The sequence below is a fragment of the Shinella yambaruensis genome (assembly GCF_022899355.1).
GTDB classification, from domain to species: domain Bacteria; phylum Pseudomonadota; class Alphaproteobacteria; order Rhizobiales; family Rhizobiaceae; genus Shinella; species Shinella yambaruensis.
The window spans coordinates 474,165-498,482 of sequence record NZ_JALJCK010000005.1 but is presented as its reverse complement, the minus strand read 5'-3'; the positions used below and the strand labels follow the sequence as shown (position 1 = coordinate 498,482).

General features: G+C 67.0%; 20 protein-coding genes. 14 read left to right on the top strand and 6 right to left on the bottom strand.

Going from position 1 to position 24,318, the window contains the following annotated elements; genetic code table 11:
- Nucleotides 1-58 precede the first annotated feature (58 nt).
- The 6 genes from MUU56_RS15005 (at nt 59) to MUU56_RS14980 (ending at nt 8,513) form a co-directional block, all read left to right on the top strand.
- Complete coding sequence (locus tag MUU56_RS15005) at nt 59-1,078, top strand: alpha/beta fold hydrolase (RefSeq protein WP_244768081.1); 1,020 nt, start codon at nt 59-61, stop codon at nt 1,076-1,078.
- 45 nt (nt 1,079-1,123) lie between these two features.
- The gene (locus MUU56_RS15000) at nt 1,124-1,936 is read left to right on the top strand and encodes a CbbQ/NirQ/NorQ/GpvN family protein (RefSeq protein ID WP_244768080.1); all 813 of its coding nucleotides are present in this window, start codon (nt 1,124-1,126) and stop codon (nt 1,934-1,936) included.
- Between the two features lie 25 nt (nt 1,937-1,961).
- On the top strand, nt 1,962-4,151 hold the full coding sequence (locus MUU56_RS14995) for a nitric oxide reductase activation protein NorD (RefSeq protein WP_244768079.1): 2,190 nt from the start codon (nt 1,962-1,964) through the stop codon (nt 4,149-4,151).
- Between the two features lie 273 nt (nt 4,152-4,424).
- The gene (locus MUU56_RS14990) at nt 4,425-5,081 is read left to right on the top strand and encodes an ABC transporter ATP-binding protein (RefSeq protein WP_244768078.1); all 657 of its coding nucleotides are present in this window, start codon (nt 4,425-4,427) and stop codon (nt 5,079-5,081) included.
- Nucleotides 5,078-7,477, top strand: coding sequence for an ABC transporter permease (locus MUU56_RS14985; RefSeq protein WP_244768077.1), 2,400 nt, complete (start codon nt 5,078-5,080; stop codon nt 7,475-7,477). The genes MUU56_RS14990 and MUU56_RS14985 overlap by 4 nt, the downstream gene beginning before the upstream one ends.
- Nucleotides 7,467-8,513: a lipocalin-like domain-containing protein gene (locus MUU56_RS14980; RefSeq protein ID WP_244768076.1), complete on the top strand. Its 1,047-nt coding sequence runs from the start codon at nt 7,467-7,469 to the stop codon at nt 8,511-8,513. The genes MUU56_RS14985 and MUU56_RS14980 overlap by 11 nt, the downstream gene beginning before the upstream one ends.
- 495 nt (nt 8,514-9,008) lie before the next feature.
- Here MUU56_RS14980 and MUU56_RS14975 read toward each other — a convergent pair whose 3' ends face one another.
- Both MUU56_RS14975 and MUU56_RS14970 read right to left on the bottom strand, forming a co-directional pair.
- Nucleotides 9,009-9,896 carry a PfkB family carbohydrate kinase gene (locus tag MUU56_RS14975; protein ID WP_244768075.1) on the bottom strand — a complete coding sequence of 296 codons (888 nt, stop codon included), beginning with the start codon at nt 9,894-9,896 and terminating at the stop codon, nt 9,009-9,011.
- Nucleotides 9,897-10,020: 124 nt separating this feature from the next.
- The gene (locus MUU56_RS14970; protein WP_244768074.1) at nt 10,021-11,109 is read right to left on the bottom strand and encodes a LacI family DNA-binding transcriptional regulator; all 1,089 of its coding nucleotides are present in this window, start codon (nt 11,107-11,109) and stop codon (nt 10,021-10,023) included.
- Between the two features lie 261 nt (nt 11,110-11,370).
- Here MUU56_RS14970 and MUU56_RS14965 point away from each other — a divergent pair, with 261 nt between their 5' ends.
- The 3 genes from MUU56_RS14965 (at nt 11,371) to MUU56_RS14955 (ending at nt 14,050) form a co-directional block, all read left to right on the top strand.
- Nucleotides 11,371-12,216: an ABC transporter substrate-binding protein gene (locus tag MUU56_RS14965; protein ID WP_244768073.1), complete on the top strand. Its 846-nt coding sequence runs from the start codon at nt 11,371-11,373 to the stop codon at nt 12,214-12,216.
- Between the two features lie 125 nt (nt 12,217-12,341).
- Nucleotides 12,342-13,265 carry an amino acid ABC transporter permease gene (locus MUU56_RS14960; protein WP_244768072.1) on the top strand — a complete coding sequence of 308 codons (924 nt, stop codon included), beginning with the start codon at nt 12,342-12,344 and terminating at the stop codon, nt 13,263-13,265.
- Entirely contained in the window at nt 13,265-14,050 is a 786-nt protein-coding gene (locus MUU56_RS14955) for an amino acid ABC transporter ATP-binding protein (RefSeq protein WP_244768071.1), read from the top strand. Before MUU56_RS14960 ends, MUU56_RS14955 begins: the two co-directional genes overlap by 1 nt.
- Nucleotides 14,051-14,143: 93 nt before the next feature.
- Here MUU56_RS14955 and MUU56_RS14950 read toward each other — a convergent pair whose 3' ends face one another.
- The 3 genes from MUU56_RS14950 to MUU56_RS14940 are packed head-to-tail and all read right to left on the bottom strand — an operon-like array spanning nt 14,144 to nt 16,823.
- On the bottom strand, nt 14,144-15,082 hold the full coding sequence (locus tag MUU56_RS14950) for an ornithine cyclodeaminase (RefSeq protein ID WP_244768070.1): 939 nt from the start codon (nt 15,080-15,082) through the stop codon (nt 14,144-14,146).
- 10 nt (nt 15,083-15,092) lie between these two features.
- Nucleotides 15,093-15,803, bottom strand: a complete 711-nt coding sequence (locus MUU56_RS14945; RefSeq protein WP_244768069.1) for a GntR family transcriptional regulator — start codon at nt 15,801-15,803, stop codon at nt 15,093-15,095.
- A gap of 18 nt (nt 15,804-15,821) precedes the next feature.
- Nucleotides 15,822-16,823 carry an SIS domain-containing protein gene (locus MUU56_RS14940; RefSeq protein WP_244768068.1) on the bottom strand — a complete coding sequence of 334 codons (1,002 nt, stop codon included), beginning with the start codon at nt 16,821-16,823 and terminating at the stop codon, nt 15,822-15,824.
- Nucleotides 16,824-16,974: 151 nt separating this feature from the next.
- Here MUU56_RS14940 and MUU56_RS14935 point away from each other — a divergent pair, with 151 nt between their 5' ends.
- The gene (locus MUU56_RS14935; protein WP_244768067.1) at nt 16,975-18,501 is read left to right on the top strand and encodes an FAD-dependent oxidoreductase; all 1,527 of its coding nucleotides are present in this window, start codon (nt 16,975-16,977) and stop codon (nt 18,499-18,501) included.
- Nucleotides 18,502-18,542: 41 nt separating this feature from the next.
- Nucleotides 18,543-19,382 carry a sugar phosphate isomerase/epimerase family protein gene (locus tag MUU56_RS14930; protein ID WP_244768066.1) on the top strand — a complete coding sequence of 280 codons (840 nt, stop codon included), beginning with the start codon at nt 18,543-18,545 and terminating at the stop codon, nt 19,380-19,382.
- A gap of 196 nt (nt 19,383-19,578) precedes the next feature.
- On the opposite strand, the gene MUU56_RS14925 is transcribed toward MUU56_RS14930, so the two are convergent.
- Nucleotides 19,579-20,649: a LacI family DNA-binding transcriptional regulator gene (locus MUU56_RS14925; protein WP_244768065.1), complete on the bottom strand. Its 1,071-nt coding sequence runs from the start codon at nt 20,647-20,649 to the stop codon at nt 19,579-19,581.
- 225 nt (nt 20,650-20,874) lie between these two features.
- Between MUU56_RS14925 and MUU56_RS14920 the strand changes: the two genes are divergently transcribed.
- From MUU56_RS14920 to MUU56_RS14905, 3 genes are read left to right on the top strand one after another with little or no spacing between them, the layout of a single operon-like run.
- The gene (locus tag MUU56_RS14920; RefSeq protein ID WP_244768064.1) at nt 20,875-21,711 is read left to right on the top strand and encodes an ABC transporter substrate-binding protein; all 837 of its coding nucleotides are present in this window, start codon (nt 20,875-20,877) and stop codon (nt 21,709-21,711) included.
- Between the two features lie 56 nt (nt 21,712-21,767).
- Entirely contained in the window at nt 21,768-23,276 is a 1,509-nt protein-coding gene (locus MUU56_RS32670; protein WP_280531054.1) for an amino acid ABC transporter permease/ATP-binding protein, read from the top strand.
- Between the two features lie 13 nt (nt 23,277-23,289).
- Nucleotides 23,290-24,297, top strand: a complete 1,008-nt coding sequence (locus MUU56_RS14905) for a Gfo/Idh/MocA family protein (protein WP_244768063.1) — start codon at nt 23,290-23,292, stop codon at nt 24,295-24,297.
- Nucleotides 24,298-24,318: the final 21 nt, after the last annotated feature.

The window sequence follows — 24,318 nt, the reverse complement described above, 5'->3', positions numbered from 1 at the left end:
AAGCGGCGGCGCGCCTCGGCGCGCGCCGAACGCGCATTTTCAATGAAGGAAAACAGACATGACGCTCGATTACGAGATCTTCGAACTCGGCGATTTCGCCCTGCAGAACGGCGCGATCCTGCGCGAGGCCAAACTCGCCTACAAGACCTTCGGCACCCTCAATGCCGCGAAGGACAACGCCATCCTCTACCCGACCTGGTATTCCGGCCAGCACTACGACAACGAATGGCTGGTCGGTCCGGGCATGGCGCTCGATCCCGACAGGTATTTCATCATCATCCCCAACATGTTCGGCAACGGCCTCTCCTCCTCGCCGAGCAACACGCCGGAGCCCTACAACGCCGCCCGCTTCCCGAAGGTGACAGCCTATGACAATGTCCGCGCCCAGCACCGGCTGGTGACGGAGCATCTGGGGATCTCGCATCTGCGCCTGGTGACGGGCTGGTCCATGGGCGGGCTCCAGACCTTCCATTGGGGCGCGATGTACCCCGGCATGATGGACCTGCTCGCGCCCTTCTGCGGCTCGGCGAAATGCTCGCGCCACAACTTCGTCTTCCTCGAAGGCGTCAAGGCGGCCCTGACGGCGGACGGTGCTTTCCAGGACGGCTGGTACAAGGAGAAGCCGCACAAGGGCCTGCGCGCCGCCGCCCGCGTCTATGCCGGCTGGGGCTTCTCGCAATCCTTCTACCGCGAGGAGCTCGACTTGAAGACGCTGGGCTACGCCTCGCTGGAGGATTTCCTCGTCTCCTTCTGGGAAGGCTTCTTCCTGCCGAAGGATCCGAACAACCTGCTTGCCATGCTCTGGACCTGGCAGAACGGCGACATCTCGGCAAATACGCTTTACAACGGCGACTACAAGGCCGCGCTCAACGCCATCAAGGCGAAGGCCTATGTCATGCCCGGCAGAACCGACCTCTATTTTCCACCGGAGGACAGCGAGAACGAGGTCGCGAACATGCTGAATGCGACCTACGTGCCGATCCCCTCGATCTGGGGGCACTTTGCCGGCGGGCCAGGCACCAACCCCGTCGACGTCAAGTTCCTGGACGACAAGCTGAAGGAACTGCTGGCGTCCTGAAATCCCCCGCGCCGCGATGGCCGGGAGCATCGCGGCGCCAACTCCATGAGGTCTATCGTGACGAACCTGGATGCCTATCGCATTTCCAGCGAACCCTTCTATCGGCCGGTCGAAAGCGAGATCTCGCTGTTTACGGCCGCCCACAAGAGCCGCATGCCCGTCATGCTGAAGGGGCCGACCGGCTGCGGCAAGACGCGCTTCGTCGAGCACATGGCCTGGCGGCTGGGCAAGCCGCTGATCACCGTCTCCTGCCATGAGGACATGACCGCCTCCGACCTCGTCGGCCGCTACCTGCTCGATACGGACGGCACGGTCTGGCACGACGGACCGCTGACCCTTGCCGTGCGCGAGGGGGCCATCTGCTATCTCGACGAGATCGTCGAGGCGCGGCAGGACACGACCGTCGTCATCCATTCCCTGACCGACGACCGGCGTATCCTGCCGCTCGAGAAGAAGAACGAGGTGGTGCAGGCGCATCCGGATTTCCAGGTCGTCATTTCCTACAATCCCGGTTACCAGAGCGTGCTCAAGGACCTGAAGGAATCGACCAAGCAGCGCTTCGGCGCCATTGCCTTCGGCTATCCGTCGCCGGATATCGAGGCGGAGATCGTCGCCCGGGAGGCGGGCATCGACCGGCGCACGGCGGAGACCCTGGTGCGCATCGCCGAGCGGTCGCGCAACCTCAAGGGGCAGGGCCTCGAAGAGGGAGCCTCCACGCGCATGCTCATCAATGCCGGGCTGCTCGTTGCCGCCGGCATTGCCATCGAGGCGGCCTGCCAGGTGGCGATGGTCGTGCCGATCACCGATGATCCTGATCTGCGCGATGCGCTCTCCGGCGCCATCGCCGCCTGCCTTTGAACGTTTCATGCAGGAGGCGGCAATCATGAATGCGCCCGATGGATTTCCGCCCGAATGGCGGGAGCGCTGGCATGTCGCGCATGGCCGCATCGACCGGGCCGGTTACGGCGACCTCGTCGCCGATGCCTATCGCCGCGCCGGCCCCGCCCTTGCGGCGCTTGCCGGCCCGGCTTTTGCCGTTCGGCTCGCCTCGGCGGTATCGCAGGTCGCGATCCGCTCGGGCCGGCTGGCCGCAAGCCGCGTGCCGCAGGCGGCGCTTGTCGCATCGCGCCATTTCGATGAGTCGGGGATGAACGCCTGGGCGGCGGCGATTGAGGATGTCGCGCGCCGGGCGCCGGAGGCCGCGTTTCCCCTTCTGGAAAACACCGGCCGGCTCCTTGAGGCATTGGACGCGCCGGATTTCGTCGCCTTCGTGCGCATGGGCCTGCATATCGGCGCCAAGGACGTGGCGCGCCGGCGCGCTTTCTTCGCATTGGAAAGCGGCGAAGCGATCCGCCTGGTCGAGGGGCGCGGGGCGGGAGGCGGCCTTGCCGAATGGCGCCATGGCCTCGGCCTTTACCTCAAGGCTCTCTGGGGCATGGCGCCGCCGATTGCCGAAGCGCCGTCGGATGCGCCGGAGCAGATGCGGCGCAGGCCCGGCTTCGGCGGCGGCGGTGTGCGTCTGCCGGTCGCCTTCGCCGGCTTCGAGGGTGGCGAGGCGAAGCTGCTCTACCGCGCCGCCGTCGCGCATATCGGCGCGCACCATCGCTTCACGCGGACAAAATTTCCCGCCGCCGGGCTGAAGCCGCTGCAGATCGCCCTCGTTTCCCTCGTCGAGGACGCGCGTGTCGAAAGGCTCGCCGCCCGGACGATGCCCGGCCTTGCCGCCCTCTGGCGGCGTTTCCATGTCGCCCGGCCGGAAGGCCCGCCCATCGCGATCGCCCTGATGGCGCGGCTTGCGCGGGCGCTGGCGGACCCGGACTATGCCGATCCGCATGGCTGGGTGGAGAAGGGGCGGACACTCTTCGCCGAGGCCGTCCGCGAAAATATCGGCGACCAGCAGCTCAGCCGACGCATCGGCGGGCTGCTCGGCAACGATATCGGCCAGATGCGCCTGCAGTTCGACGCCAGGACCTATGTGGTTCAGCCGGCCTATCGCGACGACAATATCGGCATCTGGGATTTCGGCCCGGACGACAGCCAGGCGCCGGTCGAGATCGAGGCCATGCTCGAAGGCGCGCGGATCGAGCAGCAGGCCGGCGATGATGGCCGCCGCGAGGAGGGCGAGGATGGCGAGACCGCGGCCGGGCGGCTGGCCGAGGCGCAGGACGAGGACGGCCTGCTCGTTGCCCGCTACCCGGAATACGACCATGTCACCGGCCGCTACCGGCCCGAATGGTGCCGGGTGCGCGAAATGCCGGGCCAGATCGGCCCGCCCCGTGTCGCGTCGACCTTGAGCGAGGCGCGGTCCGACCTCGTCGACCGGCTTTCGACGCTCATCAAGGCCTCGCGGATCAGCCGCCAGCAGCGGGTCCGCGGCCAGACCGAAGGGGAATTCCTCGACATGGACGCGAGCATCGCCGCCATGATCGCGCGGCGGGCGGGCGAGGTGCCGGATACGCGGGTCTACGGCCGCTACGAGCGGCGTTCGCGCGATATGTCGGTGCTCGTGCTGATCGATTCATCTCGCTCCACGACGGAGAGGGTGCGCGGTTCGCAAGGCTCCGTGCTGGAGATGGAGCGGCTTTCGACGGCGCTGCTCGCCCGCGCGATGACGGATGTCGGCGATCCCTTCGCCATCGCCGCCTTCTGCTCCAATGGGCGGGAGGACGTGCGCTACATGCGCATCAAGGATTTCGGCCGACCCTTCGACCGCTTCGCCATCGCCCGCCTCGCAGGGCTCACGGGCGACTATTCGACCCGGCTCGGCACGGTCATCCGCCACGCCGGCAGCGATCTTCGCCGGCAGCGCAGCTACCGCAGGCTGCTCCTCATCGTCACGGACGGCGAACCCTCCGACATCGACGTCGACGACCGGCGCTATCTGGTGGAAGATGCCCGCATGGCGGTGCACGAACTCGGCCGCGAGGGGATAGACACCTTCTGCGTGGCACTGGATTCGGACGCGGATTCCTATCCGCAGCGCATTTTCGGGCCGCGCGGCGCGATATGCATCGATTCAATCGACCGGCTCGACACGCTGCTGCCCGCGATCTACCTGAGGCTGCGGGCCTAGAGCATTTCAAGCCGAAGCGAAGCCGCTTCGGCGTTGGATAATGCGGAAATGCTCTAGCGGGCCGGCCGGCAGGGTGCTTCCGGCGGTCCGGAAGCTCGGCGGGAAAGAGCCATGATTGGCGCCGGGTCCTTGAGGAATATGCCTGTCGCTCGAAATTCGGATCGTTGCGGCCAACGATCCGACGCGATGCGGCCGGCCGTCGTTTGTGTGCCTTGTCGACGGATCTTGCGACTTGGCCTTTTTACTTTCCGCCGCATGCGATAGCTGTGTTGCATGCTGCTTTCGATCGAGGACCTGCGGAAATCGTATTTAGGCCCGGAAGGCCCGGTGCCCGTGCTGCGCGGCGTGACGCTCTCGCTCCAGGCCGGCGAGACGCTGGCGCTGACCGGCGAATCCGGTTCGGGCAAAAGCACGCTGTTGCACCTCGTGGCGGGGCTGGACGCCGCAGACGGCGGGCACGTTCTGCTCGACGGGCAGGAGGTCACGAGGCTCGACGACAGCGGGCGCGCGCGACTGAGGCGAAGCGCGGTGGGCATCGTCTTCCAGCAGTTCAACCTCATCCCCTCTCTGGACGTCGCCGCCAATATCGCCTTCCAGGCGCGCCTGAACGACACGCCGGAACCGCGGGCGCTTTCCCGGCTGGCCGGCGCGCTGGGCCTGGAGCCGCACCTGCGGAAATATCCGGAACAACTGTCCGGCGGTCAGCAGCAGCGCGTGGCGATCGCCCGGGCGCTCGCGGCGCGGCCGAAGCTGATCCTGGCGGACGAACCGACCGGCAACCTCGACGAGGCGACCGCGGACGAGGTGATGGAGCAGTTCCTCGCGCTCGTGGCGGAGACCGGCGCTGCGCTCCTGATGGTCACGCACTCCCCGCGCCTTGCCGCGCGGCTCGGACGGCAGGCGCATCTCAGCCAGGGCCGCCTCCTGTGACCGGCGCGATCCTTTCGGCACTGGCGTCGCACTGGCGACGCAACCGGCTCCAGTTGCTGACGCTGGTGCTCGGCCTCGCGCTGGCGACGGCGCTGTGGTCCGGCGTCCAGGCGATCAACGCCGAGGCGCGCGCGAGCTACGACGCGGCCGCCGCCACGCTGGCCGAAGGCCGGTTCGACCAGCTCATGCCGCCCGAGGGGGATGCCATGCCGCAGGCGCTTTTCGTCGCGCTGCGCCGCGCCGGCTGGCTGGTCAGCCCGGTGGTGGAGGGCAGGTTGCGCGTGGGCGGGACGGCCGTGCGGCTGGTCGGCGTCGATCCGCTGACCGCGCCGCCGGGTTCGGCGGCGCGCGCGGCACTGGCGCGCGCCGACCTCGACCGTCTCGTGCGCGCCGACACGCTGGTCGCCGGGCCGCAGACGGCCGCGCTCCTTGCGGCGAACCTGTCCAACCCGGTCCTGGTCGATCAGGCGGTCGCACCAGGCACCGTGCTTGCCGACATCGGCGTTGCCCAGAAGCTGCTCGGCCGCGCGGGGCGCATCAGCCGCCTCATCGTCCTGCCGGACCAGCCGCTGCGGCAACGGCCGTTGGCCGAGATCGCGCCGAACCTGCTGCTCCAGCGCGCCGACGGTGCGACCGATGTCGGCCGGCTCACCGACAGCTTCCACCTCAATCTCACGGCCTTCGGCTTGCTCAGCTTTGCGGTCGGCATCTTCATCGTCCACGGGGCGATCGGCCTCGCATTCGAGCAGCGGCGAGGCATGGTCCGCACCCTGCGCGCGCTCGGCGTGCCGCTGCGCCGCCTGATTGTCATGATGGTGCTGGAGCTTGTCGTGCTGGCGACGATTGCGGGCGCGCTCGGCATCGTGCTCGGCTATCTCATCGCGGCGCTCCTGCTGCCGGACGTTGCCGCCACGATACGGGGCCTTTACAGCGCCGACGTCGCCGGCACGCTGCAGATCCGTCCGGCATGGTGGCTTTCGGGAATGGCCATGGCGCTCGGCGGCGCCTTGCTCGCCTCGGCGAGCGCGTTGTGGCGGCTGGCGCGGATGCCGGTCCTGGCGAGTGCCGGCGGACGCGCCTGGGCGCTGGCCACGGGGCGGACGCGCAAGCTGCAGGCCGCGGCGGCAGCCCTGCTGCTCGCGGCGGCAGGGGTGCTGGCCGTCACCGGGACCGGGCTCGCCGCCGGCTTCGCGCTGCTCGCCTGCCTGATGCTCGGCGCGGCCCTTGCGCTGGCGCCGTGCCTGGGGGCGATCCTGCGCCTTGGCGAAGCACGGGCAGCCCGCGCCATGGCGCAATGGTTCTGGGCGGACACCCGCCAGCAACTGCCCGGTCTCGGGCTTGCGCTGATGGCGCTGCTGCTCGCCATGGCCGCGAATGTCGGCGTTTCAACCATGGTCTCGAGCTTTCGCCTGACCTTCGTCGGCTTCCTCGACCAGCGCCTGTCCGCCGAACTCTACGTCGATGCGGAGGCTGTGGCGGACCGGGCAGGCCTGGAGCGTTTCCTCGAGACGCGCTCCGACGCGGTGTTGCCGATCATGTCCGTCGATGCGACGCTCGCAGGGTTGCGGGCGGAGATCTTCGGCGCGCGCATCGGCTACACCTATCGTGAGAACTGGCGCTTCCTTGACGCCGTCCCGGCCGTCTGGGACGAGGTCGAAGCGGGCGGGGCCGTCATCATCAACGAGCAGCTTGCCCGCCGCGCCGGGCTGAGCGTGGGCGATGCGCTCGCACTTGGCCCCGGACTTTCGATGCCGGTCGCGGGCATCGTCGGCGACTACGGAAACCCGATCGGCCAGGCCATCGTCGGCGAGGCGCTGTTCCGCCAGGCCTTCCCCGGCGTCGTGCCGCGGCGCTACGGTGTGCGCACCGACGACCCGCAGGGCCTGCGCCAGGCGCTCGTGGAGGCGTTCGACTTTCCCCCGGCGCGCCTCGTCGACCAGGCGGCGCTCAAGGCGTTCTCGCTGTCGGTCTTCGAGCGCACCTTCTCGGTGACCGGGGCGCTGAACGTGCTGACGCTGGCGGTTGCGGCGTTCGCGATCCTGATGAGCCTGCTCACGCTGGCGGCGATGCGGCTGCCGCAGATGGCGCCCGTCTGGGCGATGGGAACGACCCAGCGCCGTCTCGCCGGCATGGAGATCCTGCGCACGGTGCTGCTCGCCGCGCTCACCGCGGTGCTGGCCTTGCCGCTGGGCCTGGCGCTCGCCTGGGTGCTGCTCGCCATCGTCAATGTCGAGGCGTTCGGCTGGCGCCTGCCGATGTACCTGTTTCCAGCCGAATACACCCGCCTGATGCTCTTCGCGCTCGGCGCCGCGCTTTCCGCCGCGCTCTGGCCGGCCTGGCGGCTGGCGCGCATGGAGCCTGCCGCGCTGCTGAGGATCTTCGCCAATGAACGTTAGGGCCCTGCTCTTTCTGCTGCTGGGTGTCGGCAACGCCTTCGCCCAGGGTTTTGCCGGGCTCGGCACCGACGCCAAGGGCTTCGCCGTGCCGGAGCGGGGCAGGCATCTCGCGTTCCCGCAGGATCACGGAGCCCATCCGGACTACCGGATCGAGTGGTGGTACGTCACCGCGAACCTCACCGGGCCGGACGGTGCGGACTACGGCCTGCAATGGACGCTTTTCCGCTCGGCGCTCGCGCCGGGCGAGGGCGCGGCATGGGAAAGCCCGCAGGTGTGGTTCGGCCATGCCGCCGTCACAAGCGCCGCCGTGCACCGCGCCACGGAGCGTTTCGCGCGCGGCGGCACAGGCCAGGCGGGCGTGACGGCCGAGCCCTTCGCGGCCTGGATCGACGACTGGCAGATGGCGGGCGACAGCCTGGACCGCCTGCGGCTCACGGCGACGGGCAAGGATTTCGCCTACGATGTCGCCATGCGCGCGGAAGGCCCGATCGTGCTGCACGGCGAGCAGGGCTATTCGGTGAAATCGGCGAAAGGGCAGGCGAGCCACTACTATTCCCAGCCTTTCTTTGCCGTGGAGGGAACGATCACCCTGCCGGAAGGCGAAATCCCGGTGCGCGGCACCGCGTGGCTCGATCGCGAATGGTCGTCGCAGCCACTGGCGGAGGAACAGTCCGGCTGGGACTGGTTCTCGCTCTCCTTCGACACAGGCGAGAAGCTGATGGGTTTCCGCCTGCGCGATGCTGCTGGCGGCGACTTCACCTCCGCCACGTGGATCGCGGCGGACGGTACGGCGACGCCCTATGGAAACGGCAGGCTCGTCGCGACCCCGGTGGAGACGAGCCGGGTGAAGGGGCAAGACATCCCGACGCGCTGGCGGCTCACCCTGCCCGACCGTCGGCTCGACGTCACTGTCGGCGCGCTCAACACGCAGGCCTGGATGGATCTCGGCATTTCCTACTGGGAAGGCCCCGTGCGCGTGGCCGGCAGCCATCCCGGCAAGGGCTATCTGGAGATGACGGGCTATGGGCAGCGATAAGCATGACCCACGGCCGGCCTCGGTTGCCGCGCGGTGGCGATCCCCGACCCGTTCCAATATCCGGCGCGTTGGTGGGAAGATGGATGAATGGTGACAGGCAGAAGCGGTTGCAAGGTTGCCTTGAGGCCGGCTCCTGCCAAATTCACCGAATCGCGGCTCGCGTCGCGACCGGAAAGGGCTGAGATTTGGTGGGAAGCGGGCGGGTGGCTTTCGCACCCTTCGTGTCGATGAACGCAAAGGTATCGGCCTGCGTCTTCGTGCACAGTGGCAAGGTGCGCCAATCGACTGTCGGATCGTGCCAGGCGTTGCAGCCATATGCCTGCCGCTCGCCTCGTGGCAGAAGCGCAGGCCCGAGGGGCGCGGACCATCGGCGCCGAGACGGGCAAGGCGAAAGCGCGGGCATCGCCGATTGCGAAACCGGCGTGCAAACGGAATGCCTTGAAACGGAGCACACGGGTAGAGAGCTCCGGCCGGATCAGCATGGAACCACGTCCGTCAGGCGTCTTCGGGCACTTTTGCGGGACGGGTGGTGCGGTAGATCTCCTCGAGGCTCATCATGTTCGAGAGGTCGACGCTCATGGTGGCGGCATGGCCGAAGGCGCCGCGTATCAGGCAGGTCCGGGCCGCCGCTTCTGCCGCATCCTTCAGGATCGTTTCGGAATCCCGCTTGCCGAGCAGGCCGACGAGGACGTTGGCGATATAGGTGTCGCCGGCGCCGAGCGTGTCGATGGCGTCGACCGGTTGGGCCGGCGCCTCGAACACACCGGCTTCGCCGGCAAGGACGGCTCCGTCGATACCCCTGGTGACGAGGCTCCAGTGCGCACCGGCCGCTCGCGCGGCCAGCGCCAGCGCAAGGGCCTCCTCATGGCGCGTGCCTCCCGCGGAAAAGGCGAGGAGGAAGCAATGGGGCGCGACCTGGGCGATGCGCTCGGAGTCGTGGACGGTTGCAAGATCGTAGGAAACCTTCGTCGCCGCCGCAAAGCGCGGCAGCCAGGCATCGACATGGCTCGACCGGCCGGTATGGACGGCATCGAAATCCGAAAGCCGCGCGAGGTCCGCCCGCAAAGGCGCGATGATCGACACGCCGAGATTGGCGCCGATGAACACCCGCTCGCCCTCCTGCGTCTCGATCACGCAATAGGCCGTCTGTCCCGGTTCCATCCGCAGCGAGGAAACATCGACGCCTTCCTCGATCAGCGCCTGGCGGATCAGCCGCCCGGCGTCGTCGTCGCAGACTGCGCCCGCATAAGCCGTCTCGGCGCCGGCGCGGCGCGCGAAGACGGCATGGTTGACGCAGTTCCCGCCGGGGAACATCAGGTTCTGGTCGCGGTAGCAATCGACCACATTGTCTCCGAAGGCGAGGATTCTGGTGCGGCGCGACATCGGGCAGGCGTCTCCTGATAAGGAACTGAGAACGTTCTCATTTATAGGACCGCCCCCGGAATGGCAAATGGTTTCCTCCGGCCGGTGCGGCTGAAACGGCGCCCCGGACCGTTTTGCGGGGGGATCAGAGCCGGGCGACGGAACCGCGCTCGACCAGTTCGGCGGGCATCAGTACCGTGCGCGGCGGAAAGGCTTCGCCGCGAATGCGCTCCAGCAGCATTCGCGCGGCGGCCTCGCCCATGGCAAGGCGCGGCTGCGCCACGGTCGTGATGCCGGGGCGGTGGAAGCTCATCCAGTCGAGATCGTCGAAGCAGATGAGCGAGAGATCCTGCGGGATCGAGAGCTTCAACTCGGTGAGAGCCCGCATGGCGCCTTCGGACATGGTGCCGTCCGTGGTGAACAGCGCCGTCGGCTGGCCGGGTGTCGTCATCAAGCGGGACACGACCGCCTGCGCGGCAAGGGCGGAATAGCTTCCCGCCCGAAGGGTCAGGCGCGGATCCACGGGCAGGCCCTCGATCCGATGCGCCCGGATATAGCCGAGAAGGCGCTGCCAGCTCGGATAGAGCGTTTCGCTCTCGATCGGATCGCCCGCCACGGCGCGCGCCAGGAATGCGTCCAGCTTGCCGCTCTCCTCGTCGACGAGCTCCGCCACGATGCCGATCCGGCGGTGTCCGGCCGCGATGAGGTGGCGGACGGCCTGTTCGGCGGCGGCGATGTTGTCGGTCGCCACCCGGTCGACCATCAGGCCGGCGACGGCGCGGTCGATCAGCACCAAGGGCATGCCCATGGCCTTGAGATTGTGCAGGTGCCGCGCCTTGCGCGTGTCGCTGGGGGTAACGATCAGGCCGTCCACCTGCTTCTGGGCGAGAAGCTCGACGGAGTGGACCTCCTTTGCCCGGGCCTCGTCGCTATTGGTGATCAAAAGACCGAATCCGTTGGCCTCGGCGACGTTGGAAATGCCGCGCAGGACAGAAGCATAGAACGGATTCTGGATATCGCCGGCCACCACGCCGAGCGTGCGGGTCTTGCCCGTGATGAGGCTGCGGGCGAGCGCGTTGGGCCGGTAGCCGAGGTCCTGGGCGGCCTTGAGAACGTGCTCCTTCTTCTCCTCGCTGGTATAGCCATAGCCGCCGAGCACGCGCCCCGCCGTTGCCGTGGAAACGCCTGCTGCGCGCGCTACATCCGCGATGGTTGCCTTGCTTTTCGGGGTCACGTGGCACTTCCCTCTCACATTTCGGGCCTGCCGACTGAGAATCCGATCATGCGTATTCCGGTAGAAGACGACAGGCTTTTTCAGGTGTTACCAGATCGATGGCCGTTTTCAACGTCTTTACGCCCTCGATCGGTGCGGGAGGCGCTTGACGGATGGGCCATCTCCGTGTCTCATATGTGAGAACGTTCTCGCCATTATCTGCAAGGGGAACCAGAGAACGCAATCGCGGACCCGCCGGTTCGCCACGACAAGGAGGTTGTCATGTTCAAATCCATTCTCGCCGGATGTGCCCTGAGCGCGGCGCTGGCAATGCCGGCGCTTGCCGATGTCATTCCCGCCCTGCACGATGCCCTGCCGCAGGAATACAAGGACAACGGTATCAAGGCCGCGGTCTTCAACGACTGGGCGCCCGACGAATTCCTCGATTCCGATGGTCAGCTCAAGGGCTGGAGCGTCGATATCGCCAAGGAGATGGAAGATCGCCTCGGCGTGACCTTCACCTTCGAGGGCACCAGTTTCGACGCCATCATTCCGGGCCTCCAGTCGAAGCGTTTCGACGCGGGCTTCTCGTCCTTCGGCACCACCGCGGAACGCCTGAAAACGCTGGATTTCGTCTCCCAGCGCAAGATCGGCACCTCGTTCGCCTATCCGGCGGACAGCAAGCTCGACATCAAGACGGCCTCCGACGCCTGCGGCCTGACGGTCGCCGTGCTGAACGGCTCCTGGGACCTCGGCCTCTTGGAGAAGCTGAACGCCAACGAATGCAAGGACAAGCCGGTGATCATGCAGACGCACGGCACGCAGGCCCAGGCGGAACTGGCCGTGCGCTCGCAGCGCGCCGAGGCGACCGTGGCCGGCTCCGTCAAGCTTGCCTACATGGCCAAGCAGACCGGCGACCTGAAGGTGTCGGAACTGGTTCTGTCGCCCGTCAACAGCTGCATCGGCGTGCGCAAGGGCGATCCGCTCGGCCAGGTCATGACGGATGCGATCCAGTCGATGATCGACGACGGTACCTATGAGAAGATCATGGCCAAGTGGGGCCTGAACGATTCCGGCATGCTGAGCAAGGCGCTTCTGATCACGGAAGAAAATCCGGCGGACCTCTAGGCGTTTGCGCTTTTCTTCGAAACGCCAAAACTGCGCACGCTTGCTGGATTGCTCCAGCGCCGCTTTCCCGGCCCGGGGCTTGCCTCGGGCCGGGGCGAGGTCCGCGACCGGCACAAGGAACAACGATGTCTGAAGAACCGCCACACCGCCCCTCGATCCACGATCTCAAGCCCATCGCGGTGCCGAAGATAGGCCACTGGATCGGCGGCGTGGTTCTTGCCGTCCTTGCGGTCGTCTTCCTGCAGGTGCTCGTCACCAACAAGAACATGCAGTGGGCCGTCGTTGCCGAATACATGTTCAACCGGGCCATCCTGTCGGGTCTCGGCATGACGCTGCTGCTGACATTCCTCGCCATGGTGCTCGGCCTTGCAATCGGTGTCGTGCTGGCCATCATGCGCCTGTCGGCCAGCCGCGTCTTCCAGTCCGTCAGCTGGGGCTGGATCTGGTTCTTCCGCGGTGTGCCGCCGCTGGTGCAGATGATCTTCTGGTACAATCTGGCGCTTCTCCTGCCAGAAATATCGATCGGCATCCCGTTCGGCGGGCCGAAGCTCCTCTCCTGGAATACCAACCAGCTCATCACCCCCTTCAGCGCGGCCATCATGGGCCTTGCCTTCACCGAAAGCGCCTATGCCGCCGAAATGATCCGCGCCGGCATCCAGGCCGTGAATGTCGGCCAGACGGAAGCAGCCGCCACGCTCGGCATGACGCGCGCCCAGATGCTTCGTCGCATCGTCTTGCCGCAGGCGCTGCGCATCGTCATTCCGCCCATCGGCAACGACACGATCTCGATGCTGAAATTCACCTCGCTCGTCTCCGTGCTGGCATTGCCCGATCTGCTCTATTCGGCGCAGATGGTCTATGCGCGCACCTACCAGACGGTGCCGCTGCTGCTCGTCGCAACCATCTGGTATCTCGTTCTCACCACGATCCTGACGGTCGTCGAACATGCCGTCGAGCACCGATTGAAATCCGAGCACCGGGCCGGCGCGACGAAAGCGGGCGGGATCTTCCCCTTCCGCCTGTTCGCGCGCCAGCAGGAGGCCGTGTGATGAGCCAGACGAACGGCGAGCCGCTGCTGAAGGTCGAGCGCCTGCGCAAGAGCTTTGGCGCGCACGAGGTGCTGCGCGGCATCGATGTCGCGGTGATGCGCGGCGACGTGACCTGCATCGTCGGGCCCTCGGGCTCTGGCAAGAGCACGTTCCTGCGGTGCCTCAACTATCTCGAAAAGCCCACCGGCGGCGCAATCTTCCTGCATGGCGAACCCGTCGGCGTGCGCTGGAAGGGCGACAAGCTCTACGAGATGAGCTTCAACGAGCTCTCCCGCCAGCGCCAGCGCATGGGCATGGTGTTCCAGGGTTTCCATCTCTTCCCGCACAAGACCGCGCTCGAAAACGTCATCGAGGCGCCGATCCTCGTCAAGCGCGTGCCGCGCGCCACGGCGATCGAGGAGGCGATGGTGCTTCTGGAGCGCGTCGGCATGAAGGAGCGGGCGCACTATTATCCGGCCCAGCTTTCCGGCGGCCAGCAGCAGCGCGCGGCCATCGCACGCTCGCTGGCGATGAAGCCCGACGTCATGCTGTTCGACGAGCCGACCTCGGCCCTCGACCCGGAACTCGTCGGCGAGGTCCTTGCCGTGATGCGCAAGCTTGCCGACGACGGCATGACCATGGTCGTCGTCACGCATGAAATGGGCTTTGCGCGCGATGTCGCCGACCACCTGATCTTCATGGATGGCGGGGTGATCGTGGAGCAGGGGCGGCCGGTCGACGTGCTGACGCGCCCGCAGCACGACCGTACGCGGGCTTTTCTGGCGCGTGTTCTGGCGGACGCGTGACGCGTCAGGGCATTTCCGCTTTTCTCCGAATCGCGGAAATGCCCTGACGCAATTCCGGACGCAAAACCGCTTCGCCCTTTTGCTGGTATTGCTCTAGCCGAGCGTCTGCGACAGTGCGGCGGCGGTGAAGAGGTCGAGATGCGCGCCGCCGTTGTTCTTGAACACGGTGATCTGATCGGCGCCGGTGCGGCCTTCCCTTTTGCCCTGGACGAGCTCGAAGAGGTCGGCCTTCACGGCATCCCAGGTGATCGCGCCGGATGCGACGGCCTGCGAGAGATCTCCGCCGCCCGCCATGTTGTTGCGGCTGTCGACGAAGATCGTGCCGCGGGTGAGCGCCGCGTCGTCGGCTTCGCGGAGGGTGGGCAGATAGGCACCGACGAGATCGAGATGGGCGCCCGGCCGCAGGCGCGCGCCCTTGACCAGCGCCCTGTCCGACATGGTGACGCAGGACACCACGTCGGCGCGGGCGACCGAGCCGTCGAGGTCTTCGCTGACCGTAGCGTCGATGCCCTTTTCGCGAAGGTGCGCGGCCACCGCCGCGGCCCGGGGCGCGGTGCGGTTCCAGATCGTGACCCGGCGCAGCGAGGGCCGCGCCGCCAGATGCGCCTCGGCGAAATGCGGGGCGAGCGCGCCGGCACCGACGATCAGCAGGTCCTCCACGTCTTCCCGCGCGAGGATGGCCGCGCCGAGGGCGGAATCGGCGGCGGTCTTGCGTGCCGTCATCGCCGCGCCGTCCGCCGCAAGGAGCGGCCCGCCGGTCGTGCCGTCGAACAGCGCCACCAGCCCCTGGACAGCGGGTTGCGGCGGCTGGAGGGCCGCGTTCTGCGGAAAGACGCCGACCATCTTCACGACGATCGGGCCGCCGGGCGCCCAGCCGGGCAGGGTGACGAACTGCGCTTCGCCGCCCATGGGATCGGACTGCACCACGACGTCGGAGGCGGGCATCGGCCCGAGATGCGCCTTGCGCAAGGCCTCGATCAGAAAAGTCCACGGGAGCGCCGCGTGAACGGCGGGCGCATCGAAAACGTGCATGGCGAACCTTTCAGGTCTTGATCGTGTAGGTGACCAGATGGCTTGGGGTGACGAGCTGCGACAGGGCGAGCGGGCGCCCTTCGGCGTCGGTGACGATCTTTTCGATCCGGTAGACCGGCTGGGCGGCGGTCACGGCCAGGATGGTGCGCTCGGCGGCCGAGGCGAGGCCGACATCGATCTGCCGCTCCGCATGGGCCGGCACGATGCCCGCCCTGTCGCGCAGCGCGGCGAAAAAGGAGCCGCCGGCGGCGACCGGCGCGATCACCTCGGGAAAACGTGAGCCGTCGAACCAGAGCGTTTCGAGCGTCATCGGCCGGCCGTCGTCCTCCAGCAGCCGGTCGAAGCGGATCAGCGCCCCGGCCTCGAGGCGCTCGCGGATGGCCGGCGCGTCGGGATTGTCGTCGCGGGCGAGGATGCGATGACCGGCCTTTCGGCCGAGACCGTCCATGGTTTCGGAAAAGCCCGACAGCGAGACGAGCGTCTGGCGCACCTTGCCCGGCATGATCACGGTGCCGCGCCCCTGTTGCCTTTGCAGGCGGCCACCGGCGCAAAGCTCGCCGATCGCGCGCCGCAGCGTGATCCGGCTGACGCCGTAGAGTGCCATCAGTTCCGGTTCGGCGGGCAGGAAGCTGCCTTCGGCGAACCGGCCGGACTCGATGCCGGCCAGGATCGAGCGCCGGACCTGTTCATAGAGCGGCAAGAGATTTGCTTGGTCGTCCATCCGCCCTTCCAGCCCCGGTCAGTAGGCGATCTTCTTCATGTAGCGCCGTGCCTCGAGCATCTCGTGCTTGCGCAGGTCGGCGATCTTATAGGCGAAACGCCAGAGCGTGTCGAAGAAGATCAGCGGCACGACATTGCCGCGGAACTGGGGGGCGATGCCGGAGAGGTCGAGCTTTTCGGCATCGAGAACGAGGATGTTCTCCGCCGCGCCGAACCGGTGCAGGAATGCGTCGGCGCGCTCCTCCAGCGGCCGCGTGCTGTCGAGGCCCTTCATGAGGATGAAGGCGCGGTCCTTGTCGAGCACCTCGAAGGGGCCGTGGAAGAACTCGTTGGCATGGATCGCCTGGCTGTTGATCCACTGCATCTCCATGAGCACGCAGATGGCGAAGGAATAGGCCGCGCCGTAGCTCGCGCCGCTCGCGACCGTATAGACCACGTCTTCCTTGGCGAAGCGCGGCGCATAGTCCTCGAACATCGGCGCGAAGGCGGCCTGCGCGCGGTCGATGGCCGGCTGCAGGGCGAAAAGGCTTTCGATCAGCGCCTCGGTCAGGTCCTCGCCGCCGGTGAGGGCAACGAGACCCATGACGATCTGGTAGATCCGCGAATAGTTGCTGTTCTTCGCATCGATCGGCACACCGGTCGTATAGGGCGCCTCGAAGCCGACGACATGGTCGACCGCCTTGCCGAGCGGGGAGGCGGGCTCGACCGTCAGGCCGATGGTCGTCGCGCCCCTGGAGCGGGCGAATTCGGCCGCGGCGGTGGTTTCCTTCGTGGTGCCCGTCATCGAGCAAAGGACGACCAGCGATTTATCGTCCAGCGACCGCGGCGCGCGGGCGACGAATTCGGCGGCGTTGTAGACATCCGACGGCAGCGGCGAGTGCTGGTCGAGGAGGAACTTGGCCGGATGCATGATCGACAGCGAGCCGCCGCAGGCGATGAAGAATACATGTTTTACCGATTTCGCATCGAGGGCGGAGAGCGCGGCGACGACGCCGGCGTCGAAGGCGGAGGGGAAGGGCATGAATGGACCTTTCTGATATGACGTTATAATACGTATTATAATCTTTCCGCGCGCGTCAAGCGGACTTGACACCGTCGCCAGAATTTTGCGAACGTTCTCACATCAAACGTTGAGCGCATCGCCTCATGGGGCGGCAGGGCGGGGATGGACCGTGACCCAGACTTACGACACCGTGGTTGTCGGCGGCGGCATCATCGCCGCGGCGGCAGGGCAGCATCTGGCGGCGGCGGGCTATGGCACGCTGCTCGTCGAGCGTGACGATTATGGCTCCGGCACCTCCAGCAGGACCTCGCGCCTTCAGCATTGCGGGCTCGGTTATCTGTCCGCTGCCAGCGGATCGATCGCGGCCTTTCTCGCCCGCCCGCGCAGCGCAATCGAATGTTTCAGCCTCATGCGCCGGGCGATGCGGGGGCGGGCGGAATTCGTGCGGACCGCGCCCGAGCGGGTGAAACCCGTCACCTTCGTCGTTCCGCTGACGCGGGAAAACGCCATTCCCCGCTGGAAGGCGCGGCTCGCCTTCCGCCTGATGGCGGCGAGCGACGGCGGTCGTGTCCCGCTGGACCTGCAGATCCTTTCCGCCGGGGAGGCGCGGGCGCATCCGGCGCTGCAAGGTATGGCAGGGCTCGACGGCATTCACGGCGCGATGACCTTCACGGAATATCAGTATTGCTGGCCGGAGCGCATCGTGGTCGACACGGTCATGAAGGCGCGGGCGATCGGCATGGAGGCGCTGAACCACACCGCGGTGACGGCGCTTGCGCGTGATGGCGACCTGTGGCGGGTCACGCTGACGGCGGCGGGGGGATCGCGCGATGTGCTGGCGCGTGCGGTAGTCAACTGCGCGGGCGTCTGGGTTGACGAGATCACCGCGCTTGCCGGCGCGCCGCATATCCGCAGGAACACCGGCGAGAAGGGTACGAACATCGTCGTGCGCCTGCCGGAAAGTCTTCGTGGCATCGGCTTCGAGACCGTCACCGCGGCGGGCGCGCCCTTCTACCTGATCCCGTGGGGCGCGCTTCACTATGCCGGCCCGTGGGATTCCGCCTCGGACGGCCGGCCCGAAGGCTTCCGGGCGAGCGAGGCGGAGATCGCCGCCATCCTCGACCAGCTGGGGCGATTGTTTCCCGGTTTCGGGCTGCGGCGCGAGGACGTGCTCTATTCCTGGGCGGGCGTGCGGCCGCGCAGCCTCGCCCGGGACGGCAAGGGGCCTGCGCCCGCCGTCCGCGAGCACGACCTGACCGATGAGGGCCTGCCGAACCTTTTCACCTTCACCGGCGGGCTGCTGATGACCCATCGCGACGCGGGGCGGCGGCTGAGGCGTGCGGTCGCCCGCCGGCTGAAGCCGTCCGGCCCGCCGCGGCCGCTCGACACGGCATCGCCGCCCGTCGAGGACATGGACCGCGTCACGCAAGCCTCCGTCGCCCATGCGGTGCTGAACGAGCAGGCCCGCACGCTGTCGGATATCCTGCGCCGCCGTCTTTCCGTCGGGTGGGAGCCGGATCTCGGCCTGCGCCATGCAGAGGCCGCCGCAAGGTTCGCCGCCCCGCATCTCGGTTGGACTTCGGAGGAGACGGCGGCCCAGATCGCCTGCTTCATCGACGAAACCGTCACCGAATTCGGCCTTCGTTGGCCATCTCCCGATTTGGCATGCCGAAATGAGAACGTTCTCATGAAATAAATGAAATCGTCGCTTCGGCGACCACCGGCGGAGGACATGCGATGGCACTCGACGAACGCAATATCAGCGTGATGAACTTCCACTATGTGCGGCATACGCTGGATCGGTTTCTGGCCGATGTGCGCGAGGCCGGGGTCTCGCGCATCGAGCTGTGGGCGGCTGCCCCGCATTTCTACATCGGCGACAAGACGCTGGCCGATGCGCGGGCGCTGGGGCGGACCGTGCGGGGAATGGGCCTCGACATCGTCGCCTTCACGCCGGAACAGTGCATCTATCCCATCAACATCTCGGCGAGGGAGCCGGAGCTGCGCGACCGTTCGGTGCGCTATTTCCTGGAATCGATGGAATTCGCCGTCGAATGCGGCGCGCCCGCCCTGCTGGTGACGGCCGGCGGCGGCTATCGCGACGAACCGGCCGCGGAAGCGCTGGAGCGCTGCGTCGATTCCATGGGCATCCTGTGCGATCGTGCGCAGAAACTCGGCCTTGACCTCTGGATGGAGGCGCTGCCGGATTCCTTCGCCAACATCGTTCGCTCGGCAAAGGAGATCCGCGCACTGATGGACATGCTCGCAAGTCCCGTGCTCCATGCGGTCTACGATGTCGCGGGCGCCGTGATGACGCGAGAAAGGCCTGAGGATTATTTCACCCACCTTGCAGGCCGCGTCGCGCATGTGCATTTCACCGACGCGGATGCCGGCGGCAGCCATCTGGCGTGGGGCGAGGGCATCGTCGATCTCGACACGCTGGTCGCCTATCTCCGCAGCCAGAATTACGAGGGCTCGCTGACGGTCGAGCTGACCAACTGGAAATACAATGTCGATCCCACCCCGCCGCTAAGGCAATGCGTCGAGGCCATGCGCAAGGCCCTCGGCCCGGCTTGAGAAGCGAAGGGAAGGAACGGAAGCCCGCCGCCGCAGCGCCGAAGAGACAGGAATCCGCTGCTGCGCCCATTGCCCAGGCCGCGGTGCTGGGTGTCCTGTGGCTTGGCGGGCGTACTTGGCCCGCGCGGAATGCCTGGAGCATTTCCAGCCGAAGCGAAGTCGCTTCGGCATCGGATAATGCCGTACCGGAAATGCTCTAGACGGGCGCCTCGGCAACGGAGGCGCGCTCGATGACTTTCGTCTGCAGGACGACGCGGCTCGCCTCCGCGTGGTTGCCGTTCAAGCGCTCGACCAGCAGCTTCGCCGCCGTCTCGCCGAGACGGTAGACGGGCTGGCGCACCACCGTGACGGGTGGTGTGGTGACGGACGTCCAGTCCGCATCGTGGAACGACACCAGCGACAGGTCGTCCGGTATGCTGAGGCCGAGCGCGCGGCACACCTTGAACACTTCGAGCCCGATCACGCTGTCCGACGCGATGATCGCCGTCGGGCGCTGCGAGGACTGGAGCATCCCCGTGACGATGCGATGCGTATGCTCCGGCGTGACGGCGCCAACATGCACCCGGTCTTCCATTCCGTCGAGGCCCGCCTCACGACAGACGCCGAGAAAGCCCTGGATGCGCCGCCGCACCGAGCCGGTATTGATGTCGGACGGCGTGCGAAAGCGGTGGTCCGGCGTGTCGCAGGCTGTCAGATAGGCGATGCGCCGGTGGCCGAGCGCGATGAGCCGGCGCGTGATGCCCTCGGCGGCATGCCGGTCGTCGGCGATCACCATGTCGACGTCGAGCATTTCGCTGCCGCGGTCGAGCAGGACGAGCGGCCGGCCGGCGCGGGCGGCTTCCCTGAGATGGCCGACATCGCTCTCCTTGGCCGGCGAGACGATCAGGCCGTCCACCCGCTTGGCAAGCAGGGTGCGGATCGCGGCCTTCTCCGCCTCGGCGTCCTCGCCGGAATTGATGAGGACGACGGTGAAGCCGGCCTGCCGGGCGACATCGGTGATCCCCCGCATGGCGAGGCTGAAGAACGGGTTCTCGATGTCGCCCACCACGACGCCGATCGTGCCGGAGCGGCCCGTCGTCATGCTGCGGGCGAGCTCGTTCGGCTGGTAGTCAAGGGCGCGCGCGGCGGCGGTCACGGCATCGCGCACCCGGTCGCTCACGGTGCCGTAGCCACCCAGAACGCGCGCGGCGGTGGCCTTCGAGACGCCTGCCTTGCGCGCGACGTCGGCAACCGTGACGGAGGGGGAACGGGGCGGGCTCTGGTCCATGGGCGCTAGCCTTACAAGAGATATTGACGACTGGCAAATGCGAAGATAACAATTGCGAAACGTCAAAGAGACCGGTCTCTTTTAATATGAGACCGGTCTCAAAATGAGAAGAGCAGAATCCCGGCATGCAGATGGCATGGGCCGGACAGCGGGTTGCCGCTGCCCGGGTGGGACCCGTGCGCCTTGAAGTCATTGCAGACACCACCACCAGAGGAGACGAGACCAATGCGATTTTCCAAAGCCATCACTTCCCCCCTTTCCCGAATGCGCGCCGCCGCCGTCGCGCTCGCCCTCGGCGTCCTGGCCGGCGCCGCGATGCCGGCTGCCGCCGCCGACAATCCGCTTGGCCTGATCGATCCTGCCGTCATCAGCGTTGGCACGATGGGCGATGCCAAGCCCTATGCCTTCACCACCTCCGACGGCAACTTCACCGGCTTCGACATAGAGCTCTTCCTCAACGTCGCCGAGCGTATCGGCTTCAAGAAGGAACAGGTGATCTTCACCGGCCAGGAATTCGCCGCGCTGATGCCGTCGGTCGCCAACAGCCGCTTCGACGTCGCGGCGGCCGCGATCGGCACGACGGACAAGCGCAAGGAGACGGTCGATTTCACCGACGGATATCTCGCAGGCTATCTATCGATCCTGACGCCGGACGCCGCGATCAAGGACGCCGCCAGCCTGCAGGGCAAGCGTCTCGGCGTCGTGCAGGGCACGCTGCAGGAGATTTACGCCGAGAAGAATTTCGCGGGCGCCGATCTCGTCAAGTTCCCCGACAACAATTCGGCCGTCGCCGCGCTCAACAACGGCACCGTGGACGCGCATTTCCTCGATTACGAGGCGGCGAAGGACTATTCGGGCCGCTATCCCGAGTTGACGATCGCGGTCAACATCCCGAGCTTCGACGCACCGGCCGGCTTCGTCGTGCGCAAGGGCAACGACAAGCTGCGCGAGGCGCTGAACAAGGCGCTGCATGACGCCATGCAGGACGGAACCTGGAAGAAGATCCACGAGAAGTGGTTCCCCGGCACGCCGATGCCGGCTGAATACCTCCCCAAGACGTGACGCCGGCTGCCGCCCCGGCTGCGGCCGGGGTGGCCTTTCCCTGAAGGGCCTTGTTGATGAACTGGCTTGAAAACCTGCGCCGCAGCTTCCTCGACTGGAACGCGATGGCCGAAGTGCTGCCGACCATGATCACGGTCGGTCTCAAGAACACGCTGATCCTTGCTGCGGCCTCGACGGTGCTCGGCATCATCATCGGCATGGTGCTCGCCATCATGGGCATTTCCCGCTCGCCGTGGCTGCGCATCCCCGCCCGAATCTACACGGATGTCTTTCGCGGTCTGCCGGCTATCGTTACCATCCTGTTGATCGGGCAGGGTTTTGCGCGCATCGGCCGCGAGCTGTTCGGCCCCTCGCCCTATCCGCTTGGCATCCTGGCGCTCAGCCTGATCGCCGGCGCCTATATCGGCGAGATCTTTCGCTCGGGGATCCAGAGCGTCGACCGGGGCCAGATGGAGGCCTGCCGGGCGCTGTCGATGAGCTACGGGCAAGGCATGCGGCTCATCGTCGTGCCGCAGGGCGTGCGGCGCGTGCTGCCGGCCCTCGTCAACCAGTTCATCGGCAACGTGAAGGATTCGAGTCTCGTCTACTTCCTCGGCTTGCTCGCCTCCGAGCGCGAGATCTTTCGCGTCGGCCAGGACCAGGCGGTGGTGACCGGCAATCTTTCGCCGCTCCTTCTTGCCGGCGTCTTCTATCTCGTCGTGACCGTGCCGCTTACCCACGTCGTCAACGCGATCGACAACCGCCTGCGGCTCGGCAAGCAGCGCCCGGCAGCCGTCACCAGCGGGCTTGAGGAGGTCAGCGAACTCGATGGCGCCGGCCGCGCTTCCGAAGCGTCTTTCAAGGGCGGCAGTCTCGACGTGCGCAACCTCGGCATGGCCTATGGTGAGCTCGACGTGCTGAAGGGCGTGGACCTTTCGGTCAAGCCGGGTAGCGTCACCTGCGTTATCGGCCCGTCCGGCTCCGGCAAGTCCACCCTGCTGCGCTGCCTGAACCGGCTGGTCGAGCCGAAGAGCGGTGATATCCTTCTCGACGGCGACAGCATCCTCGCCATGAAGCCCGAGCGGCTCCGCCGGCGTGTCGGCATGGTCTTCCAGCACTTCAACCTCTTCCCGGATCACACGGCGCTGGAAAACGTCATGCTGTCGCTGACGAAGATCAAGGGCCTGCCGAAGGCGGAAGCGGAGCGGATCGCCAAGGCGCGGCTTGCCGATGTCGGCCTTGCGGGCCGCCAGCATCATCGCCCCGGCGGGCTTTCCGGCGGCCAGCAGCAGCGCGTCGCCATCGCCCGCGCGCTCGCCATGGAGCCGGAGGTCATACTCTTCGACGAGGTGACGAGCGCACTCGATCCGGAACTGGTCAAGGGCGTGCTCAACCTGATGGCCGACCTCGGCAAGCGCGGCATGACCATGGTCGTCGTCACGCACGAGATGGGCTTCGCCCGCCGCGTTGCCGACCAGGTCGTCTTCATGGATGAGGGGCGCGTGGTGGAGGCAGGCACGCCCGAGGCGATCTTCGACAACCCTGAGAGCCCACGCCTGCGGCGTTTCCTCGCGGAAGTCCTTTGAACGAGGAGACACGATGACACGAACGATACGATGGGGCATCCTCGGCTGCGCGGGCATTGCCGCCAAGGCGGTCATTCCCGCCATTCAGTCGAGCCGCCTGGGGCGGGTCGAGGCGATCGCCTCGCGCGATCCGGACAGGGCGACGGCGATGGCGGCGCGCTTCGGCATCGCCAAGGCCTACGGCGACTATGAGGCCATGCTGGCCGATCCGGACATCGACGCGATCTACAATCCGCTGCCCAATCACCTGCATGTGCCCATGACGATCAGGGCGCTGGAGCAGGGCAAGCCGGTGCTGTGCGAAAAGCCCATCGCACTCGATGCTGCGCAGGCCATGAAGCTTGCGGCCGTGCAGGAAGCCGTCGGCCTGCCCGTCGCCGAGGCATTCATGGTGCGCCATCACCCGCAATGGAAAAAGGCGCGCGCGCTGATTGCCGAGGGGCGACTCGGCGAGGTCAGGGCCATTCAGACGATCTTCTCCTACTATCTCGACGACCCGCAGAATGTGCGCAACCAGGCAGATATCGGCGGGGGCGGCCTGTTCGATGTCGGATGCTACGCCATCAACACGGCCCGTTTCCTGTTCGATGCCGAACCGTTGCGGGCGATCGCACTCATGGAGCGCGATCCGGTCTTCGGCACGGACCGGCTGACGAGCGGGCTGCTGGCGTTTCCCGGAGGGCGGCAGCTCGCCTTCACCTGCTCCACGCAGCTTGCCCTCACGCAGAAGGTGACGGTGCTCGGAACGCGCGGACGCCTGGACATCCCCGTCCCCTTTAATGCACCAGCCGACGAGCCGACTGTGCTCGTCCTCGACGATGGGCGCGACCTTGCCGGCGGCGGGCGCGAGGAGATCGCCATCGGGCCGGTCGACCAGTACCGCGAGCAGGCCGACGCTTTCGCCGAAGCCGTTCTCTCCGGCAAGCCGCTCGAAACGGGGCTGGACGATGCGATCGCCAACATGAGGGCCATCGACGCACTGTTCCGCTCTGCCGCCCACGGCCGCTGGGAAGCGCCCTGAACCGCTCGCTCCATCTGCATG

What these genes read in the sequence shown, in the direction of transcription:
- MUU56_RS15005 (WP_244768081.1), top strand. Translation starts at nt 59, where the DNA reads ATGACGCTCGATTACGAGATCTTCGAACTCGGCGATTTCGCCCTGCAG.
- MUU56_RS15000 (WP_244768080.1), top strand. Translation starts at nt 1,124, where the DNA reads ATGAGGTCTATCGTGACGAACCTGGATGCCTATCGCATTTCCAGCGAA.
- MUU56_RS14995 (WP_244768079.1), top strand. Translation starts at nt 1,962, where the DNA reads ATGAATGCGCCCGATGGATTTCCGCCCGAATGGCGGGAGCGCTGGCAT.
- MUU56_RS14990 (WP_244768078.1), top strand. Translation starts at nt 4,425, where the DNA reads ATGCTGCTTTCGATCGAGGACCTGCGGAAATCGTATTTAGGCCCGGAA.
- MUU56_RS14980 (WP_244768076.1), top strand. Translation starts at nt 7,467, where the DNA reads ATGAACGTTAGGGCCCTGCTCTTTCTGCTGCTGGGTGTCGGCAACGCC.
- MUU56_RS14975 (WP_244768075.1), bottom strand. Translation starts at nt 9,896, where the DNA reads ATGTCGCGCCGCACCAGAATCCTCGCCTTCGGAGACAATGTGGTCGAT.
- MUU56_RS14965 (WP_244768073.1), top strand. Translation starts at nt 11,371, where the DNA reads ATGTTCAAATCCATTCTCGCCGGATGTGCCCTGAGCGCGGCGCTGGCA.
- MUU56_RS14960 (WP_244768072.1), top strand. Translation starts at nt 12,342, where the DNA reads ATGTCTGAAGAACCGCCACACCGCCCCTCGATCCACGATCTCAAGCCC.
- MUU56_RS14955 (WP_244768071.1), top strand. Translation starts at nt 13,265, where the DNA reads ATGAGCCAGACGAACGGCGAGCCGCTGCTGAAGGTCGAGCGCCTGCGC.
- MUU56_RS14950 (WP_244768070.1), bottom strand. Translation starts at nt 15,082, where the DNA reads ATGCACGTTTTCGATGCGCCCGCCGTTCACGCGGCGCTCCCGTGGACT.
- MUU56_RS14945 (WP_244768069.1), bottom strand. Translation starts at nt 15,803, where the DNA reads ATGGACGACCAAGCAAATCTCTTGCCGCTCTATGAACAGGTCCGGCGC.
- MUU56_RS14940 (WP_244768068.1), bottom strand. Translation starts at nt 16,823, where the DNA reads ATGCCCTTCCCCTCCGCCTTCGACGCCGGCGTCGTCGCCGCGCTCTCC.
- MUU56_RS14930 (WP_244768066.1), top strand. Translation starts at nt 18,543, where the DNA reads ATGGCACTCGACGAACGCAATATCAGCGTGATGAACTTCCACTATGTG.
- MUU56_RS14925 (WP_244768065.1), bottom strand. Translation starts at nt 20,649, where the DNA reads ATGGACCAGAGCCCGCCCCGTTCCCCCTCCGTCACGGTTGCCGACGTC.
- MUU56_RS14920 (WP_244768064.1), top strand. Translation starts at nt 20,875, where the DNA reads ATGCGATTTTCCAAAGCCATCACTTCCCCCCTTTCCCGAATGCGCGCC.
- MUU56_RS32670 (WP_280531054.1), top strand. Translation starts at nt 21,768, where the DNA reads ATGAACTGGCTTGAAAACCTGCGCCGCAGCTTCCTCGACTGGAACGCG.
- MUU56_RS14905 (WP_244768063.1), top strand. Translation starts at nt 23,290, where the DNA reads ATGACACGAACGATACGATGGGGCATCCTCGGCTGCGCGGGCATTGCC.